This is a genomic window from Nocardioides sp. P5_E3 (assembly GCF_054049275.1).
This window is the reverse complement of sequence record NZ_JBFUMR010000005.1, coordinates 76,012-92,367: the sequence shown is the minus strand read 5'-3', so window position 1 is coordinate 92,367 and position 16,356 is coordinate 76,012. Positions and strand designations below refer to the sequence as shown.

Here is a 16,356-nt window from a genome sequence, read left to right as displayed (position 1 = left end):
TCGCGGGCGTCAGGTCTCGACGACCTTCCGGTCGCCGGGGAAGCCGATGGGCAGTCGCGTGTGGAACGCCCGCCGCGGCCCGGCCCCGTCGTCACGACGTACGTCGGCAGCAGCCCGGGTGATCCGGTCGAGCATCACGCCGAGCAGCACGATGGTGATGCCCGCGGCCAGGCCCTTGCCCCACGCCTCGCTGCGCGAGAAGCCGTAGACGACGTCGTAGCCGAGCGCGCCGGCGCCGACGAGGCCGCCGATCACGGTCATGGACAGCACGTAGAGCAGGCCCTGGTTGGTGGCGAGGACGAGTGAGCCCTTGGCCATCGGCAGCTGGACCTTGCTGATCTCCTGCCACGTCGTCTGGCCGGTCGAGCGGCCCGCCTCGATGGTGGTCGGAGAGACCCCCTTGACGCCGTCGGCCACCAGCTTGATCGCGGCGGGTGCGGCGTACACGACGCCCGCGACGATCGCGGTGAAGCGGGACGGTCCGAAGAGGGCGAGCACCGGGATCAGGTAGACGAACGGCGGGATCGTCTGCCCTGCGTCGAGCAGGGGTCTGATGCCGAGGTCGACCTTGCGGTCGCGGGCCATCCAGACCCCGAAGACCAGGGCCAGGATCATCACCAGCACGGTGGCGACCAGCGTCATGGTGAGGGTGATCATGGCGTCGTGCCACAGGTCGAAGAACCAGATGCCGGTCAGGCACACGAGGGCGGACACGAACGCCCGGGCACCGCCGAAGACCAACGCGAGCGCGGCGATCCCAATGAAGGAGACGTACCAGGGCGACTCCGCCAGGAGTGACTGCATCGGGTTGAGCAGCCACTCGGTCACGTAGTCCTTGAACGCGCCGGTGACCCCGCCGAAGGTGCTGGTGACCCAGTCCATGACGTCGTTGACGACGGTGGCCAGCTTGTCGCCGATCGTGTAGACGGGGAACTCGGCGAGCCCGATGTAGGTGCGCGAGAGGTAGACGGCGACGAGGGTGCCGACGCCGCCAGCAGCGAGGAGGATGCGCCGCTGCTTGACGTTGCCGCCGCCGCCGCCGCGGGCCACCTTCTCGGACCGCTCGCTGGCCGCCGTCGTCGTCCGGTCGAGCATGACGGCCATGACCACGATCAGCACGCCCGGGACGAACGCAGCCCCGACGTCGTTGATCCGCAGGCCGGCCAGGACGGGCTTGCCGAGACCCGGGCCGTTGACGAAGGCCGCCAGGGTGGCCATCGACAACGCCGCCAGCGTGGTCTGGTTGAGGCCCACGATGATGGTCTTGCGGGCCATCGGCAGCTGCACCTTGAACAACCGCTGCCAGTAGGTCTGGCCAGCCGAGTCGGTGGCCTCGATCGTGGTCGTCGGGACCTCCCGGATCCCGAAGCCGGCAATCCGGACGAGCGGCGGGAGGGCGTAGATCATCGTGCTCACGACGGCCGCGCTCACCCCGATGCCGAAGAACAGCACGACCGGCAGCAGGTAGACGAACGTCGGCATCGTCTGCATCAGGTCGAGGACCACGGTGATCACCTTGTTGGCCCGCGCGCTCGTGCCGACCAGGACCGCCAGCGGCATCCCGAGGAGGATCACGATCGCCACCGAGATGCCGGTGACGATGAGGAGGTCGAGCGAGTCCTGCCAGAAGCCGAGGACGCCGAAGGAGAGGAACGAGAGGCAGACCAGGATCGCGATACGCCAGTTGGCGATCACGAGGCCGACGTACGTCGCGATCGCCACGACGCCCAGCCAGCCGATCTCGGGCACGGGGCGGGGCGGGTTCGGCACGACGACCATCCGCTGCACCCACTCGAAGACACTGCGCAACAGGTCGGAGATCGAGTTGGTGAACTGCATGATCGGGTTGGTGTCGCGACTCGCGAGGAGGTCGTTGTTGAACTCGGTGAGCCGGTCGTGCAGGTCGGTGCGCGCGACGCCGGGCAGGGCCAGGGTGTCGGTGCCCTCGGTGAGGAAGTAGACGACGATCCAGACGGCGACGATCACGACGGCCGGGATCCAGCGGCTGACCGACGCGCGCTCCGGGGGCGGCGGCTCGGCCCCGGGCTCGACGGGCTTGCGGGCGGCGGGGGCCGGGGCGGTGGCGGTCACGACTCCTCCTCGGCCACGACCACGCGCATGATGTCCTCCTCGTCGACGACGCCCACCATCTGGTCGCCGTCCATCACGCGGATCGGGTGCTCCGACGCGATGGCGGCCCGGGCGGCCTGCCGGACGATCGTGGTGATCGGCAGCGCAGGGCCCTCGAGGGACTCACCTGGCCGCGGCTCGCGCATCACCCACTTCAGGGTCAGCACGTGCGACTTGGGCACCTCGGAGACGAAGTCCTTGACGTAGTCGTCGGCCGGCCGCGCGACGACCTCGTCGGGCGAGCCGATCTGGACGATGGCGCCGTCGCGCATGATGAGGATCCGGTCACCGAGCTTGAGCGCCTCGGCGAGGTCGTGGGTGATGAACACCATCGTCTTGCCGAGCTCGCGGTGCAGGCGGATGACCTCGTTCTGCATGTCGCGCCGGATGAGCGGGTCGAGCGCGGAGAACGGCTCGTCGAAGAGCAGCATCTCCGGGTCGCCCGCCAGGGCCCGGGCCAGGCCGACCCGCTGCTGCATGCCGCCGGAGAGCTGGTCGGGATAGGACTTCTCGTAGCCGGTCAGGCCGACGAGGTCGACGATCTCGCCGGCCTTCGCGCGGCGGTCCTTCTTGGCGACGCCGCGCACCTCGAGGCCGTAGGCGACGTTGTCGATCACCTGGCGGTGGGGCAGCAGGCCGAAGTGCTGGAAGACCATCGACACCTGGTTGCGGCGGACGTCGCGCAGCTGACCAGGAGAGGCGGACGTGACGTCCATGCCGTTGAGCGACACCGAGCCGCTCGTCGGCTCGATGAGTCGCGTCAGCAGGCGCACCAGCGTCGACTTGCCGGACCCGGAGAGGCCCATGACCACGAACACCTCGCCCGGGGCGACGTCGAAGGACACGTCCTTGACCCCGACGACGCATCCCGTCTTGGCCTTGAGGTCGGCGCGCGACAGGTCGGCGTCAGCCGTGCCGATGATGGAGTCCGCGCCCTTGCCGAAGATCTTCCAGAGGTTGTGCACCGACAGCGCCGACTCGTCGCTGGCCGCGCTGGTTCCGGTCGCCCGGTCGGTCGTGGTGCTCATGGCTGCTCCTGGTCGTTGCGGGGGTCGCCGGGCGGGTACAGCGGCACGCCGTCACGGTGGCGGTAGTACGGGACGTCGGCGGGCGGCAGCGGCGTGTTGCCCGCGATCAGGTCGGCCGCCTTCTCGGCGACCATCATCACGGGGGCGTAGATGTTGCCGTTGGTGACGAAGGGGAAGACGCTGGCGTCGACGACCCTCAGGCCCTCGGTGCCGTGCACGCGCATGCTGGTGGGGTCGGTGACCGACATGTCGTCGGTGCCCATCTTCGCGGTGCACGAGGGGTGGAGCGCGGTCTCGGCGTCCTTGCGCACCCAGTCGAGGATCTCCTCGTCGGTCCCCACCACCGGCCCGGGCGAGAGCTCGCCGCCGTTGAACGGCGCGAAGGCGGGCTGGTTGAGGATGTCGCGCGCCACCCTCACCGCCTCGACCCACTCGCGCCGGTCGTTGTCGGTGGACAGGTAGTTGAAGAGCATCTTCGGCTTCTGCCGCGGGTCCGTGGAGGAGATGCGCACCCAGCCGCGGGTGTCGGCGTACATCGGGCCGATGTGGACCTGGTAGCCGTGGGCGTACTTGTCCTGCCCGGCCGGCGCCGAGCCGTCGTAGCGGATCGCGATGGGCAGGAAGTGGAACATCAGGTTGGGCCAGTCGACGTCCTCGTTGGACCGGCAGAAGCCGCCGCCCTCGAAGTGGTTGGAGGCCGCGGTACCGGTCCGCTTGAACAGCCACTCGAGCCCGACCAGAGGTCGGTTGCGCCACTTGAGGCCCTCCACGATGGAGACGGGCATCAGCGAGGAGTACTGGATGTAGACCTCGAGGTGGTCCTGCAGGTTCTCCCCCACGCCGGGAAGGTCGTGGACCATCTCCACCCCGAGTGGGCGGAGGTGCTCGGGGTTGCCGACGCCCGAGAGCTGCAGCAGCTGCGGGGAGTTGATCGCGCCGCCGCACAGGATGACCTCGCCCGCCCGGACCTGCTCGTGCCGTCGGCCGGCGCGGAGGTAGTCGACGCCGACGGCCCGGCGGCCCTCGAAGCGGATCCGCGTGGCGTGGGCGAACGTCTCGACGGTGAGGTTCTTGCGCTTCATCACCGGGTGCAGGTAGGCGCGGGCCGCGGACATCCGCACGCCCTTGACGATGTTGCGGTCGAAGCGCCCGAAGCCCTCCTGGCGGTAGCCGTTGACGTCGTCGGTCAGGGGATAGCCGGCCTGCTGGGCCGCCTCGAAGAACGCATTGAAGAGCGGGTTGGTGGCCGGGCTCCGCTCCAGCTTCAGCGGCCCCGACCCGCCGCGCCACGCGTCGGCCCCGACCTGCCCGTCGGGCAGGACGAGCGACTCCATCCGCTTGAAGTAGGGCAGGCAGTGCCGGTAGTCCCAGGACTCCATGCCGGGCTCGCGGGCCCATCGCTCGTAGTCCATCGGGTTGCCGCGCTGGAAGATCATCCCGTTGATCGACGACGACCCGCCGAGCACCTTGCCGCGGGCGTGGTAGATCCTCCGACCGTCCATCGCCGGCTCCGGCTCGCTCTCGTACTTCCAGTCGTAGAGCGGGTTGCCGATCGGGAACGGCAGGGCCGCCGGGGCGTGGATCAGCGGGTCGAACCGGTCGGTGCGTCCCGCCTCCAGCACCAGCACCGAGGTGGAGGGATCGGCGGAGAGCCGGTTGGCGAGCGCGCACCCGGCCGAGCCACCTCCCACGATGACGACGTCGTACCGGTCCGCTCCCATGGTCGTCGCCCTATCCGCCGAACCAGCGCTGCGGCACGGGGCGGATGTTGTGCCACACGTGCTTGGTCTCGCGGTACTCGTCGAGGCCGGCCTGCCCGAGCTCGCGCCCGGTGCCGGACTGCTTGTAGCCGCCCCACTCGGCCTGGGGGACGTACGGGTGGTAGTCGTTGATCCACACCGTCCCCATGCGCAGCCGTCCGGCCACGCGCTGCGCCCGGCCGGCGTCCTGGGTCCAGACGGCCCCGGCCAGGCCGTAGATCGAGTCGTTGGCGATGCGCACCGCCTCGTCCTCGTCGCGGAACGTCTCCACGGTCAGCACCGGGCCGAAGGACTCGTCCTGGGTGACCGCCATGCCGGTCGTGCAGGCGTCGAGGATCGTCGGGAGGTAGTAGAAGCCGTCGCTCAGGGCGGGGTCGTCGGGGCGCGCTCCCCCGAGCCGCAGCTCCGCTCCCTCGGCGAGCCCGCGGGCGACGTACGCCTCCACCTTGTCGCGGTGGGCGGCACTGGTCAGCGGGCCGGACTCGGCCTTGTCGTCGAACGGGCCGCCCAACCGGATCGCGCCCGCCCGCTCGACGAGGGTGTCGACGAAGGAGTCGTGGATCGACTCCTCGACCAGCAGCCGGGCGCCCGCGGAGCACACCTGGCCGGAGTGCAGGAAGACCGCGGTCAGCGCGAAGTCGAGGGCGACCTCGAGGTCGGCGTCCGCGAAGACGATGTTGGGGTTCTTGCCGCCCAGCTCCAGGGCCACCTTCTTCACCGTCGCCGCGGCGGTCGCCATGATCGCCCGGCCCGTCTCCAGCCCGCCGGTGAACGAGACCAGGTCGACGCGCGGGTCCGAGGAGAGCGAGGCGCCCGCGCTCGCGCCGGCCCCCAGCACGAGGTTGCCGACGCCCGCGGGCAGGCCGGCCTCCTCCAGGAGGCGCATCAGGTGGATCGCGGAGTGCGGCGTCAGCTCGCTGGGCTTGAGGACGAAGGTGTTGCCCGCCGCGAGGCAGGGCGCGACCTTCCACGAGACCTGGAGGAGCGGGTAGTTCCACGGCGTGATGAGTCCGCACACGCCGATCGGCTCGTGGACGATGCGGCTGACCACGTCGGGGTTCCCGGTGTCGACGACGCGGCCGGCGTCCTCGGCAGCCACCCGCCCGTAGTGGCGGAAGACCGAGACGACGTCGGCGACGTCGTACTGGCTCTCGACGAAGCGCTTCCCGGTGTCGAGCGACTCCATGCGGGCCACGTCGTCGGCGTCGCGCTCGAGGAGGTCGGCCAGGCGCAGGAGCAGGTCGCCGCGATCACGACCGGACGTGGTCGGCCAGTCGCCGTCGTGGAACGCCTGGTGCGCCGCGGCGATCGCGGCGTCGGTGTCCTCCGCCCCGGCCTCGTCGACCTCGGCCACCAGCGAGCCGTCCGCGGGGCACCGGATCTCGCGTCGACCACCCGCGACAGCGCTCGTCCACGCTCCGTCGACGTACAGCTCTGGCATCAGACCACCTCGGGCAATTGTTGCGTATGTCGCAACCGGGTGCTCCGAGCGCAACCAGCCACGTTCGCAGGATCCTGCGACGACCCGTGGTCGTCAAGGGCCAAGCGGTTCACGTGCCGACTATCGATGACCCCAGCCGAGCCGGTGCGACACCTCACCGGCGGCTTCCTCGAGCAGGGCGATGACCTCCTCGATCCGGTCCGGACCGAGGCGGAAGGACGGTCCCGACACGCTCATCGAGGCCACCACGTCCCCGTGGGCGTTGCGGACCGGGGCCGCCACGGCCGTCAGCCCGACCTCGAGCTCATCGATCGCGACGGCATAGCCCTGGTCGCGGACCCGGGCGAGCTCGTCGCGCAGCTGCGGGAGCCCGGTGATCGTCTGGGCGGTGTACGTCGTCAGCGCGCCGAGCGCCTGCTCGAGCTCCGCCTCGTCGAGGCCGCTCAGGAGGACCTTGCCGTTGCTGGTCGCGTGCAGCGGGATGTGCTGGCCGACCCAGTTGTGGGGCTGCAGGGCCGAGGTGCCGGCCACCTGGTCGAGGTAGAGCGCGGACCCGTCGGCGAGCACCGCGACGTTGACCGTCTCGCCGGTGTCGGCAGCGAGCTGACGGCAGATCGGACGCGCCTCCTGCACGAGGTCGAGCCGCGCCGTGGTGGCGCCGGCCAGGCGGAGGATGCCGACACCGAGCCGGTAGCGCCCGCGGTCACCCGTCTGCTCGACCAGGCGGTGCGACTCGAGGGTCGCCATCAGGCGGAACGCCGTGCTCTTGTGGACGCCGAGCTGGCTCGCGATCTCGGTGACCCCGGCCTCGCCGGTGCGCGCCAGCACCTCCAGGATGCTCAGCGCACGGTCGACGGACTGGACGCCGCCGCCTCCGGAGCGCGTCTCGTCGCTGTTGCGCATGACGCGACACTAGCGCAGCAGCTGTTGCGTATCGCAAACTCTGTTTCGTCAAGCGCAACATTGATCGGAGGCGGCGTGAGCGACTTCGTCCTGACCCTGTCCTGCCCCGACCGTCCGGGGATCGTCCACGCCGTCAGCGGCTACCTCGTCGAGCACGGCGCCAACATCGTCGAGAGCCAGCAGTTCGGCGACCGGCTGACCAGCCGCTTCTTCATGCGGATCTCCTTCACCACCGCCACCCCGACCGACCCCGCTCCCCTGCGCGAGGCGTTCGCCGACACCGCCCAGAGGTTCGGCATGCACTTCGAGCTGTGGGCGGCGGACGCGCCCTACCGGACGCTCATCATGGTGTCGAAGCACCTGCACTGCCTCAACGACCTGCTCTTCCGCGCCAGCACGGGGGCGGTGCAGATCGAGATCCCGGCCGTCGTCTCCAACCACCCCGACGCCGGTCCGCTCGTCCGGTCGTACGGCATCGACTTCCACCACGTCCCCGTGACGTCGGCGACCAAGTCCGACGCCGAGGACCAGCTCATGGAGATCGTGGACTCCACGGGAAGCGACCTCGTCGTGCTGGCCCGCTACATGCAGGTGCTGTCCGACGACCTGTGCCGACGGCTGTCCGGGCGCGCGATCAACATCCACCACTCGTTCCTGCCGAGCTTCAAGGGCGCCCGGCCCTACCACCAGGCCTTCGACCGCGGGGTCAAGCTGGTGGGCGCGACGGCGCACTACGTCACCGCCGACCTCGACGAGGGACCGATCATCGAGCAGGACGTCCTGCGCGTGGACCACGGCTACGACCAGGACCAGCTCGTCGCGGCAGGACGCGACGTGGAGGCACAGGTCCTGTCCCGCGCCGTGCGCTGGCACGCGCAGTCACGTGTCCTGCTCAACGGCGATCGCACCGTCGTCTTCCGCTGACCCCGTTGGCAACCACCCGAAGGAGCACCATGCAGTCCGACATCGAGATCGCCAACGCCGCCGTCCTGCGGCCCATCCGCGAGATCGCGGACGAGACGCTCGGGATCGGCGAGGACCACCTCGTGCCCTACGGCCACTACAAGGCGAAGGTCGACATCGGCTACCTCACCTCCCTGGCCGACCGCCCCCTCGGCAAGCTGGTCCTGGTCACCGCGCTGTCCCCGACCCCGCCGGGCGAGGGCAAGACGACCACCACCGTCGGGCTCACCGACGCGCTCCACGGCCTGGGCCACCGGACGGTCGCCTGCCTGCGCGAGCCGTCCATGGGGCCCGTCTTCGGCATGAAGGGCGGTGCGGCCGGCGGCGGTTGGAGCCAGGTCGTGCCGATGACCGACATCAACCTGCACTTCACCGGCGACTTCGCCGCGATCGCCGCGGCCAACAACCTGCTCGCGGCCCTCATCGACAACCACGTCCACCACGGCAACGAGCTCGACATCGACGTCCGCAGCGTGACGTGGAAGCGCGTGCTCGACACCAACGACCGCGCCCTGCGCGAGGTCGTCGTGGCGATGGGCGGCCACGCCAACGGCTTCCCCCGCGAGGACGGCTTCGACATCGTGGTGGCCTCCGAGCTGATGGCGATCTTCTGCCTGACCGAGTCCTGGGCCGACCTCAAGCGCCGCATCGGCGACATCGTCATCGGCTACGACCGCTCGACGAAGCCCGTCACCGCGCGCGACCTGGGTGCACACGGCGCGATGGCGGCCCTGCTCCGCGACGCGCTGGCGCCCAACCTCGTGCAGACGCTCGAGGGGGCCCCTGCCTTCGTGCACGGCGGCCCGTTCGCCAACATCGCCCACGGCTGCAGCTCGGTGATGGCGACCCGCGCGGGACTACGGCTGGCCGACATCGTCGTGACCGAGGCCGGCTTCGGCGCCGATCTGGGGGCGGAGAAGTTCGTCGACATCAAGTGCCGCAAGTCCGGCCTGCGGCCCGACGTGGCCGTCGTGGTCGCGACGGTGCGCGCCCTGAAGTACCACGGCGGCGTGCCGCTCGCGGACCTCGGCACCGAGGACGTCGCCGCGGTCGAGGCCGGCATGGTCAACCTGCGCCGCCACCTCGCCAACATCCGCGACGTCTACGGCATCCCCGCCGTCGTCGCGGTCAACCGCTTCCCCACCGACACCGACCGGGAGGTGGCCAGGGTGGTCGAGCTCGTGGCCGAGGAGGGCGTCCGCGCCTTCCCCGCCACGCACTTCGTCGACGGCGGCAACGGTGCGAAGGACCTCGCCGAGGGCGTGCTCGCCTCGCTCGCGGAGCCGTCGCCGTACGAGTTCTCCTTCACCTACGACGACGACCTCTCGCTGACGGCCAAGGTGGAGGCGATCGCCACCCGGCTCTACGGCGCCGGGCTGGTCACGTGGGACGCCAAGGCCCGCCGCAGGCTGCTGCGCATCGAGCGCGACGGCTACGCCGGGCTCCCGGTCTGCGTCGCCAAGACCCAGTACTCCTTCTCGACCGACCCCACGTCACTGGGCGCGCCCTCGGGTCACGAGCTGCACGTGCGCGAGGTACGCCTCTCCGCCGGCGCCGGCTTCGTCGTGGTGGTCTGCGGCGACATGATGACCATGCCGGGCCTGCCCCGGGACCCCTCGGCCGCGCGCATCGACCTCGCCGACGACGGGACGATCCTCGGCCTCAGCTGACCCCGCTGGTCATCGCCCCGCAGCCGCGGCGCGTCGGACGACCAGAAGTGGCTGTCGTCCGCCTACCCACGTGTACGCCCCGCATGCGCGTCCGACTTGTGGTCGTCCGACGCGCCGGCTCGACCAGCGCTGGTCGAGGAAGGACGAAGTCCTGTCACGAGACCGGGGCAGCGAGCCCACACGACATACAACCGCTGTAGCTGGGGAACCATTGACACCCTTGGCCGCCCCTCGGACGCGCCGATGGTTCCCCAACGGCTCGCGGCGTCCCCCTTGCCTTCGGCTCGCCCACGGTGGCGGCAGATCGCGGCCCTCGGCCGTTGATCCGTGTGATGTGCCGCCACCCCGTGCGTGCGTCTGGGCGGGGCAGATGGCACGACGGGAACCGCCCGCGGCGGCGGTCAGTCGCCGAGCTCGGCGCGCCGGCGGATGACGTAGTCCTCGAGCTCCTCGCGGATCGCGTCGTCGAGCGCGGGCTGCTCGTAGTCCTCGAGCGTCTTCTGGTACGTGACCTGGGCGCGGTGGTTGGCGTCGTGCCCGCCGTTGCGCATCCAGCGCTCGTAGTTCTCCGACGACGACAGCAGCGGCCGGTAGAAGCAGGTGCGGAAGCGCTCCATCGTGTGCATCGCGCCGAGGAAGTGGCCACCGTGGCCGACCTCCTGGTGCGCGTCGAAGGCCATCGAGGCCTCGTCGATCTCGAGCGGGGTGAACTCGTGGCGCAGCATCTGGAGCAGCTCGATGTCGACGATGAACTTCTCGTAGCCCGCCACCAGGCCGCCCTCGAGCCAGCCGGCGGAGTGCATCACCCAGTTGGCGCCGGCGAGGAAGGTCGGCATCAGGGTCATCAGCGCCTCGTAGCCGGCCTGCGCGTCGGCCACCTGCGAGGAGGTCAGGCCGCCACCGGTGCGGAACGGCAGCCCGAAGTGCCGCGCGATCTGGCCGGTGCAGAGCAGGCCGATGCCGGACTCCGGGGTGCCGAAGGTCGGCGAGCCCGACTGCATGTCGATGTTGGACAGGAACGACCCGAAGATCACCGGGGTCCCGGGACGGATCAGCTGGGACAGCGCGATGCCCGACAGGGCCTCGACGATCTGCTGCACCAGGGCCGCCGGGATGGTCACCGGCGACATCGCGCCCATCAGGATGAACGGCGTCAGCACGACGGGCTGGCCGGCACCGGAGTACTCGAACTGCGCCTCGAGCATCCGGTCGTCCCAGCGCAGGGGCGAGTTGCAGTTGATCAGCGAGATCGTCGCCGGGGTCTCCTCGATCGCCTCGCGGGACCCGAAGAGGATCGAGCTCATCGCGATGGTGTCGGCGGCGTTGACCCCCGAGACCACGTTGCCCATGTAGATCTTGTCGGTCAGCGTCTGGAGCGCGTAGGTCATGTCGAGGTGCCGGCTGTCGAGCGGAGTGTCGTTGGGCTCGCAGATGACGCCGCCGGCCGAGTCGAGCACCGCGAACGACTGGGCGAGCTTGGTGAAGTTCCGGAAGTCGTCCATCGTCGCGTCGCGTCGTACGTCGCCCTGGCGCACGAACGGCGGACCGTAGACCGCGCCGAACGCCATCGAGTCGCCGCCGATGTGGATGTCGTTGTCGTGGTTGCGGGCCTGCACGTCGAACTCGCGCGGCGCCTTGGCGACCTGCTCGAGGACGAAGTCGGGATCGAGGAAGACCGTGTTGTCCTCGACCCGCTGGCCGGCCTTGCGGAACAGCTCGAGCGCGCGGTCGTCCATGAACTCGACGCCGATCTCGGTCATCAGCCGTCGCCACCCCTTGTCGAGGGTGGCCATCGCCTCCTGGGACAGAACTTCGTAGCGCGGCATCGCGTTGCGGAACACGGGACCTCCTGGGTCGCTCGCGGCTCGACTCCGCTGACCCCTTGACCTCGGCTCGCGGCGGCTTCTAGCCTCATGATGTGGAACCACGGTTCCACATCATGGAACGCCTGTGAACCCCTCGACCGAAGGAGCCGTCCGTGAGCGAGTCCGCCACCGGGACGCGAGCACTGGACCGCGCCGCCGACCTCGTCGCGACGGTCGTCCACGCCGACGAGCCGATGTCCTTCGCCGAGCTCCAGGACGCGAGCGGGCTGGCGAAGTCGACGACCTCGCGGCTGCTCGCCGCCCTCGAGCGGTCGGGGCTGCTGGAGCGCGTCGGCTCCGGCTCCTACGTCGCCGGCCGGTTGTTCTGGCTCTACGCCGCACGGCACGACCCGTGGGACGAGCTGGTCCGGCTGGCCCGCCCGGTCATGGAGCGCATCGGCTCCGACACGGGAGAGACGGTCCACCTCAGCGTCGCCCGTGGCGACCGCGTGGTCCAGGTCGCCCAGATCGACTCGACCTACCTCCTCGGCACCCGCGACTGGACCGAGATCGACGTCCCCGCCCACTGCTCCGCGCTCGGCAAGGTGCTCCTCGCCTGGGGCGCGCTCGACCTCCCCGAGGGCGAGCTGGAGCAGCTCACCCCGGCGACGCTGCCGGATGCCGACGCCGTACGCCGTGACGGCCGGCGCGCCCGCGACCGGGGCTGGACCGTCACCGAGGACGAGCTGGAGATCGGGCTCACCGGCATCGCCGTCCCGGTCTTCGGCCTCCGCGGCGACGTCGTCGCCTCGCTCGGGATCTCGGGCCCCACGGCCCGGTTGGCCGAGCGGCTCGACGAGCTCGGACGCCACCTGCTCGACCAGTCCACCGCGCTGTCCACGCTGCTTCGCGGTCCCGCCCACACCGACCCCGCACACCGAGCTGCCCGCACCCAGGAGGTGGTCGCATGACCCCCGAGGACATCCTTCAGGCCCTCTACGACGAGACCCTCGTGGGCAACGCCCCGCGTGTGCTCGAGCTGACCAACGAGGGCCTCGGCCTCGACATGGAGCCGCAGACGCTGCTCTTCGACGCCCTGATCCCCTCGCTGGAGGAGGTCGGTGCGCGGTTCGAGCGCGGTGACTTCTTCGTGCCGGAGATGCTCATCGCCGGGCGCGCCATGGCCGGCGCGATGGAGCGGCTCCGGCCGTTGCTGGCCGAGACGGGCGTGGCGACCGTCGGCAAGTTCCTGATGGGGACGGTGAAGGGCGACGTCCACGACATCGGCAAGAACCTCGTCAACATCATGCTCGAGGGCGCCGGCTTCGAGGTGATCGACCTCGGCGTGCAGGTGGCCCCGGAGAAGTTCGTGGCGGCGATCGAGGAGCACCAGCCCGACATCGTCGGCTTCTCGGCGTTCCTCACCACCACCATGCCGATGTTCAAGGCCAACATGAACGCCCTCGAGAAGGCCGGCATCCGCAACGAGGTGATCGTGATGGTCGGCGGCGCACCCGTCACCCAGGAGTACGCCGACGCGGTCGGTGCCGACGGCTACGCCGCCGACGCCTCCCAGACCGTCAAGCGCGCCAAGAGCCTGATCGAGGCCAAGCGCACCAAGGTCCCCGCGTGAACACCCCATCCGAATGCTCGCTTCGCTGCGCTTCGCACAGGGACCCCGAATGAGCCCCGCCGAGCCGCTGCGCACGGTCCTGCGTTCGGCCACCCGCGAGGTGGTCATCGGGCACGACACGCGCTTCACCCTCATCGGCGAGCGGATCAACCCCACCGGGCGCCGCATCTTCCAGCAGCAGCTCCGCGACGGCGATCTCTCGGCGATCGAGCGCGACGTCAAGGCGCAGGTCGAGGGCGGCGCCGACGTGCTCGACATCAACATGGGCGTCCCGCTCACCGACGAGCCCGAGCTGCTGGCCAAGGCGATCCAGATGGTCCAGGAGCTGACCGACCTTCCGATCTGCATCGACTCCTCGGTCGTCGAGGCGCTCGAGGCCGGCCTCTCGGTCTACCAGGGCCGTGCGCTGGTCAACTCGATCACCGCCGAGGACGACCGCATGGCGGCGATCCTCCCGCTGGTCAAGAAGTACGACGCGGCGATCATCGCCCTGCCCAACGACCACGACGAGATCCCGATGGAGGCCGACAAGCGCGTCGAGCTCACCGGCAAGATCGTCCGCGTCGCCACGCAGGAGTACGGCATCGCGCAGGCCGACATCGTCATCGACCCCCTGGCCATGCCCATCGGGGCCGACACCAGCACGAGCCTGGTGACCTTCGAGGTGATGCGACGCATCCGCGACGACTTCGGCGTCAACATGACCTGCGGCGCCTCCAACGTCTCCTTCGGGATGCCGGGCCGGCACACCCTCAACGGCACCTGGCTCCCCATGGCGATGACCTCGGGGCTGACGAGCGCGATCATGGACGCCCGCACGCCCCACGTCGTCGAGGCGGTCAAGGCGGCCGACGTGTTCCTCGGCCACGACGACTGGGGCATGGCGTGGATCACCGCGCACCGGGCGAAGCAGGAGGCCGAGCGAGCGTGAAGACACCCCACGACGTTCTCCTCCGCCGCTGCGCTCCCCCGGACAACGCCGCGGGGACCCCGTGACTCCAGCCCACCGGGCAGCGCCATGAGCGGGCCTACCGACGGGCCCGACTTCTCGCTCGCCGACGTGGCCCGCGAGGGCCTCATCGAGAGGCCGGGCGTCGAGCCCGCAGCCCACGACGGGACCGGCCGGGTCGCCCTCGCGTTCACCGTCATGACCAAGGCCGAGGACGGGGCGGAGGTCCCCCCGGCGCTGCGTGACGTCCGCGTGCCGCCCGGGGTGACCGTCTTCGACGCCGCGTCGTGGAACGGCATCGCGATCGACTCCACCTGCGGCGGCCACGGCACGTGCCACAAGTGCCGGATCCGCGTCACCTCCGACACCGGGACCCCGATCACCCGCCACGACGTGCGCACCTTCACCGCGGCGCAGCTCGCCGAGGGCTGGCGCCTCGGCTGCCTGCTCCACGCGACCCGCGACCTCGCCGTCGAGGTCCCTCCGCTGACCACCAGGCCCAAGGCCGCGACCGTCGGCATCGGGCGTCAGGTGATCCTGCGCCCGGCCCTCCAGAAGCGTTACGTGGAGCTCGACGAGGCCACGCTCGCCGACCAGCGCACCGACCTCGTACGCCTCACCGACGCCATCGACGACCTCGAGCTCACTGCCGACCTCCACGTGCTGCGACGGCTGTCCACGGTGCTGCGCGCGGCCGACTTCAAGGTCACCGCGGTGATCCTCGACGAGGCGCTCGTCGACGTCGAGCCCGGCGACACCACGGGTGCGCGCTACGCCATCGCGTTCGACCTCGGCACCACGACGGTCGTCGGCACGCTCCTCGACGTCGGCACCGGCACCCCGCTTGCCGTCGCCTCGGCCCTCAACGCCCAGCAGCCCTTCGGCGGCGACGTCATCACCCGGATCAGCGCCACGATGATGGATCCCGGGGCCCTCGGGCGCCTCCAGCAGCTCGCCGGCAGCACGCTGTCCTCGCTGGCGGCGGAAGTGTGCCGCGAGGCCGGGGTGGACCCCGCCCACGTCTACGAGGTGGCCGTCGCCGGCAACGCGACGATGACGGCCCTCGTGCTCGGCATCGACCCGGAGCCGCTCGGCGTCGCGCCGTTCGTGATGTCGGCCGCGCAGCCGCCGTCGGTCCTCGCCTCCGAGCTGGGCCTGAGCCTGCACCCGCGGGCGCGCGCCTTCCTCTTTCCCGCCCTCGGCGCCTACGTCGGTGGCGACATCGTCGCGGGCATGCTCGCCAGCGGGATGGACCGTGACAAGCGCACCCGGCTGTTCATCGACGTCGGCACCAACTGCGAGATCGTGCTCAGCGACGGGGAGACCATCCTGTCCACGGCCGCGCCCGCCGGTCCGGCGTTCGAGGGCGGGGCCATCCGGTGCGGCATGCGGGCCGCCGACGGCGCCATCGAGGTCGTCAAGGTCGACCCCCACGCCGAGGGCGAGGACGCCGCCGTCACGCTGCAGGTCATCGGCGACGTCGAGCCCCGGGGCCTGTGCGGCTCCGGCCTGGTCGACGCGGTCGCCGAGCTCGTCCGCGTCGGTCTCCTCGACGCCACGGGGCGGCTGGTGCCCGAGGAGGACGCCAAGGACATCGCCCCCGCCCTCGCCGACCGGATGTCGAGGATCGGCGAGGAGCGGGTGTTCATCCTGCACCGGCCCACACCCGACGCCGAGACCGCCGAGTGCGTCTACCTCTCCCAGCGCGACGTGCGCGAGCTGCAGTTCGCCAAGGCGGCCATCTCCACCGGCTGGTCCCTGCTCCTCGAGGAGCTCGGCCTCGAGCACGGCGACGTGCAGCAGGTGCTCCTCGCGGGCTCGTTCGGCAGCTACCTCTCCCCCGCATCGGCCGTCCGCATCGGCCTGGTCCCCCGCCTGCCCGTCCTGCGGATCGTTGCCGCGGGCAACGTGGCCGGCGAGGGCGCCAAGATGGCGCTCCTCTCGGTGCGCGAGCGGGCCGGGGCGCGGGCGCTGCTCGAGGAGGTGACCTATGTCGAGCTCTCCGACCGTCCCGGCTTCAACGACGCCTTCGTCGACCAGCTCTCGTTCAATCCCTGAGGCAGTCCCTGAGGGC

At 70.6% G+C, this 16,356-nt stretch carries 12 protein-coding genes; 6 read left to right on the top strand and 6 right to left on the bottom strand.

The genetic code is table 11. From position 1 onward, the window contains the following. Nucleotides 1–9: 9 nt before the first annotated feature. The 5 genes from ACXJKB_RS04400 to ACXJKB_RS04380 form a co-directional block, all read right to left on the bottom strand. Nucleotides 10–2,091: an ABC transporter permease gene (locus tag ACXJKB_RS04400; RefSeq protein ID WP_457185777.1), complete on the bottom strand. Its 2,082-nt coding sequence runs from the start codon at nucleotides 2,089–2,091 to the stop codon at nucleotides 10–12. Next, nucleotides 2,088–3,158: a quaternary amine ABC transporter ATP-binding protein gene (locus tag ACXJKB_RS04395; protein ID WP_457185775.1), complete on the bottom strand. Its 1,071-nt coding sequence runs from the start codon at nucleotides 3,156–3,158 to the stop codon at nucleotides 2,088–2,090. The genes ACXJKB_RS04400 and ACXJKB_RS04395 overlap by 4 nt, the downstream gene beginning before the upstream one ends. After that, nucleotides 3,155–4,879, bottom strand: coding sequence for a choline dehydrogenase (gene betA, locus ACXJKB_RS04390; RefSeq protein ID WP_457185773.1), 1,725 nt, complete (start codon nucleotides 4,877–4,879; stop codon nucleotides 3,155–3,157). Before betA ends, ACXJKB_RS04395 begins: the two co-directional genes overlap by 4 nt. A 10-nt stretch (nucleotides 4,880–4,889) precedes the next feature. Beyond that, entirely contained in the window at nucleotides 4,890–6,359 is a 1,470-nt protein-coding gene (locus ACXJKB_RS04385) for an aldehyde dehydrogenase family protein (protein WP_457185771.1), read from the bottom strand. 120 nt (nucleotides 6,360–6,479) lie between these two features. Further along, entirely contained in the window at nucleotides 6,480–7,262 is a 783-nt protein-coding gene (locus tag ACXJKB_RS04380; protein ID WP_457185769.1) for an IclR family transcriptional regulator, read from the bottom strand. 75 nt (nucleotides 7,263–7,337) lie between these two features. On the opposite strand from ACXJKB_RS04380, the gene purU reads away from it, so the two are divergent. Continuing rightward, nucleotides 7,338–8,186 (top strand): formyltetrahydrofolate deformylase, encoded by an 849-nt coding sequence (purU, locus tag ACXJKB_RS04375; RefSeq protein ID WP_457185768.1) that lies wholly within the window; start codon nucleotides 7,338–7,340, stop codon nucleotides 8,184–8,186. Between the two features lie 29 nt (nucleotides 8,187–8,215). Next, on the top strand, nucleotides 8,216–9,895 hold the full coding sequence (locus ACXJKB_RS04370) for a formate--tetrahydrofolate ligase (protein WP_457185766.1): 1,680 nt from the start codon (nucleotides 8,216–8,218) through the stop codon (nucleotides 9,893–9,895). Between the two features lie 401 nt (nucleotides 9,896–10,296). Here ACXJKB_RS04370 and ACXJKB_RS04365 read toward each other — a convergent pair whose 3' ends face one another. Next, nucleotides 10,297–11,823, bottom strand: coding sequence for a trimethylamine methyltransferase family protein (locus ACXJKB_RS04365; RefSeq protein WP_457185764.1), 1,527 nt, complete (start codon nucleotides 11,821–11,823; stop codon nucleotides 10,297–10,299). Nucleotides 11,824–11,873: 50 nt separating this feature from the next. Between ACXJKB_RS04365 and ACXJKB_RS04360 the strand changes: the two genes are divergently transcribed. The 4 genes from ACXJKB_RS04360 (at nucleotide 11,874) to ACXJKB_RS04345 (ending at nucleotide 16,340) form a co-directional block, all read left to right on the top strand. Further along, nucleotides 11,874–12,671 carry an IclR family transcriptional regulator gene (locus tag ACXJKB_RS04360; protein ID WP_300049513.1) on the top strand — a complete coding sequence of 266 codons (798 nt, stop codon included), beginning with the start codon at nucleotides 11,874–11,876 and terminating at the stop codon, nucleotides 12,669–12,671. Next, nucleotides 12,668–13,333, top strand: coding sequence for a corrinoid protein (locus tag ACXJKB_RS04355; protein WP_457185761.1), 666 nt, complete (start codon nucleotides 12,668–12,670; stop codon nucleotides 13,331–13,333). The genes ACXJKB_RS04360 and ACXJKB_RS04355 overlap by 4 nt, the downstream gene beginning before the upstream one ends. 49 nt (nucleotides 13,334–13,382) lie before the next feature. After that, nucleotides 13,383–14,264 carry a dihydropteroate synthase gene (locus ACXJKB_RS04350; protein WP_457185760.1) on the top strand — a complete coding sequence of 294 codons (882 nt, stop codon included), beginning with the start codon at nucleotides 13,383–13,385 and terminating at the stop codon, nucleotides 14,262–14,264. Nucleotides 14,265–14,351: 87 nt separating this feature from the next. Beyond that, complete coding sequence (locus tag ACXJKB_RS04345; RefSeq protein ID WP_457185758.1) at nucleotides 14,352–16,340, top strand: ASKHA domain-containing protein; 1,989 nt, start codon at nucleotides 14,352–14,354, stop codon at nucleotides 16,338–16,340. Nucleotides 16,341–16,356 lie beyond the last annotated feature (16 nt).

What these genes read in the sequence shown, in the direction of transcription:
- ACXJKB_RS04385 (WP_457185771.1), bottom strand. Translation starts at nt 6,359, where the DNA reads ATGCCAGAGCTGTACGTCGACGGAGCGTGGACGAGCGCTGTCGCGGGT.
- ACXJKB_RS04350 (WP_457185760.1), top strand. Translation starts at nt 13,383, where the DNA reads ATGAGCCCCGCCGAGCCGCTGCGCACGGTCCTGCGTTCGGCCACCCGC.
- ACXJKB_RS04345 (WP_457185758.1), top strand. Translation starts at nt 14,352, where the DNA reads ATGAGCGGGCCTACCGACGGGCCCGACTTCTCGCTCGCCGACGTGGCC.
- ACXJKB_RS04355 (WP_457185761.1), top strand. Translation starts at nt 12,668, where the DNA reads ATGACCCCCGAGGACATCCTTCAGGCCCTCTACGACGAGACCCTCGTG.
- ACXJKB_RS04395 (WP_457185775.1), bottom strand. Translation starts at nt 3,158, where the DNA reads ATGAGCACCACGACCGACCGGGCGACCGGAACCAGCGCGGCCAGCGAC.
- betA (WP_457185773.1), bottom strand. Translation starts at nt 4,879, where the DNA reads ATGGGAGCGGACCGGTACGACGTCGTCATCGTGGGAGGTGGCTCGGCC.
- ACXJKB_RS04380 (WP_457185769.1), bottom strand. Translation starts at nt 7,262, where the DNA reads ATGCGCAACAGCGACGAGACGCGCTCCGGAGGCGGCGGCGTCCAGTCC.
- ACXJKB_RS04370 (WP_457185766.1), top strand. Translation starts at nt 8,216, where the DNA reads ATGCAGTCCGACATCGAGATCGCCAACGCCGCCGTCCTGCGGCCCATC.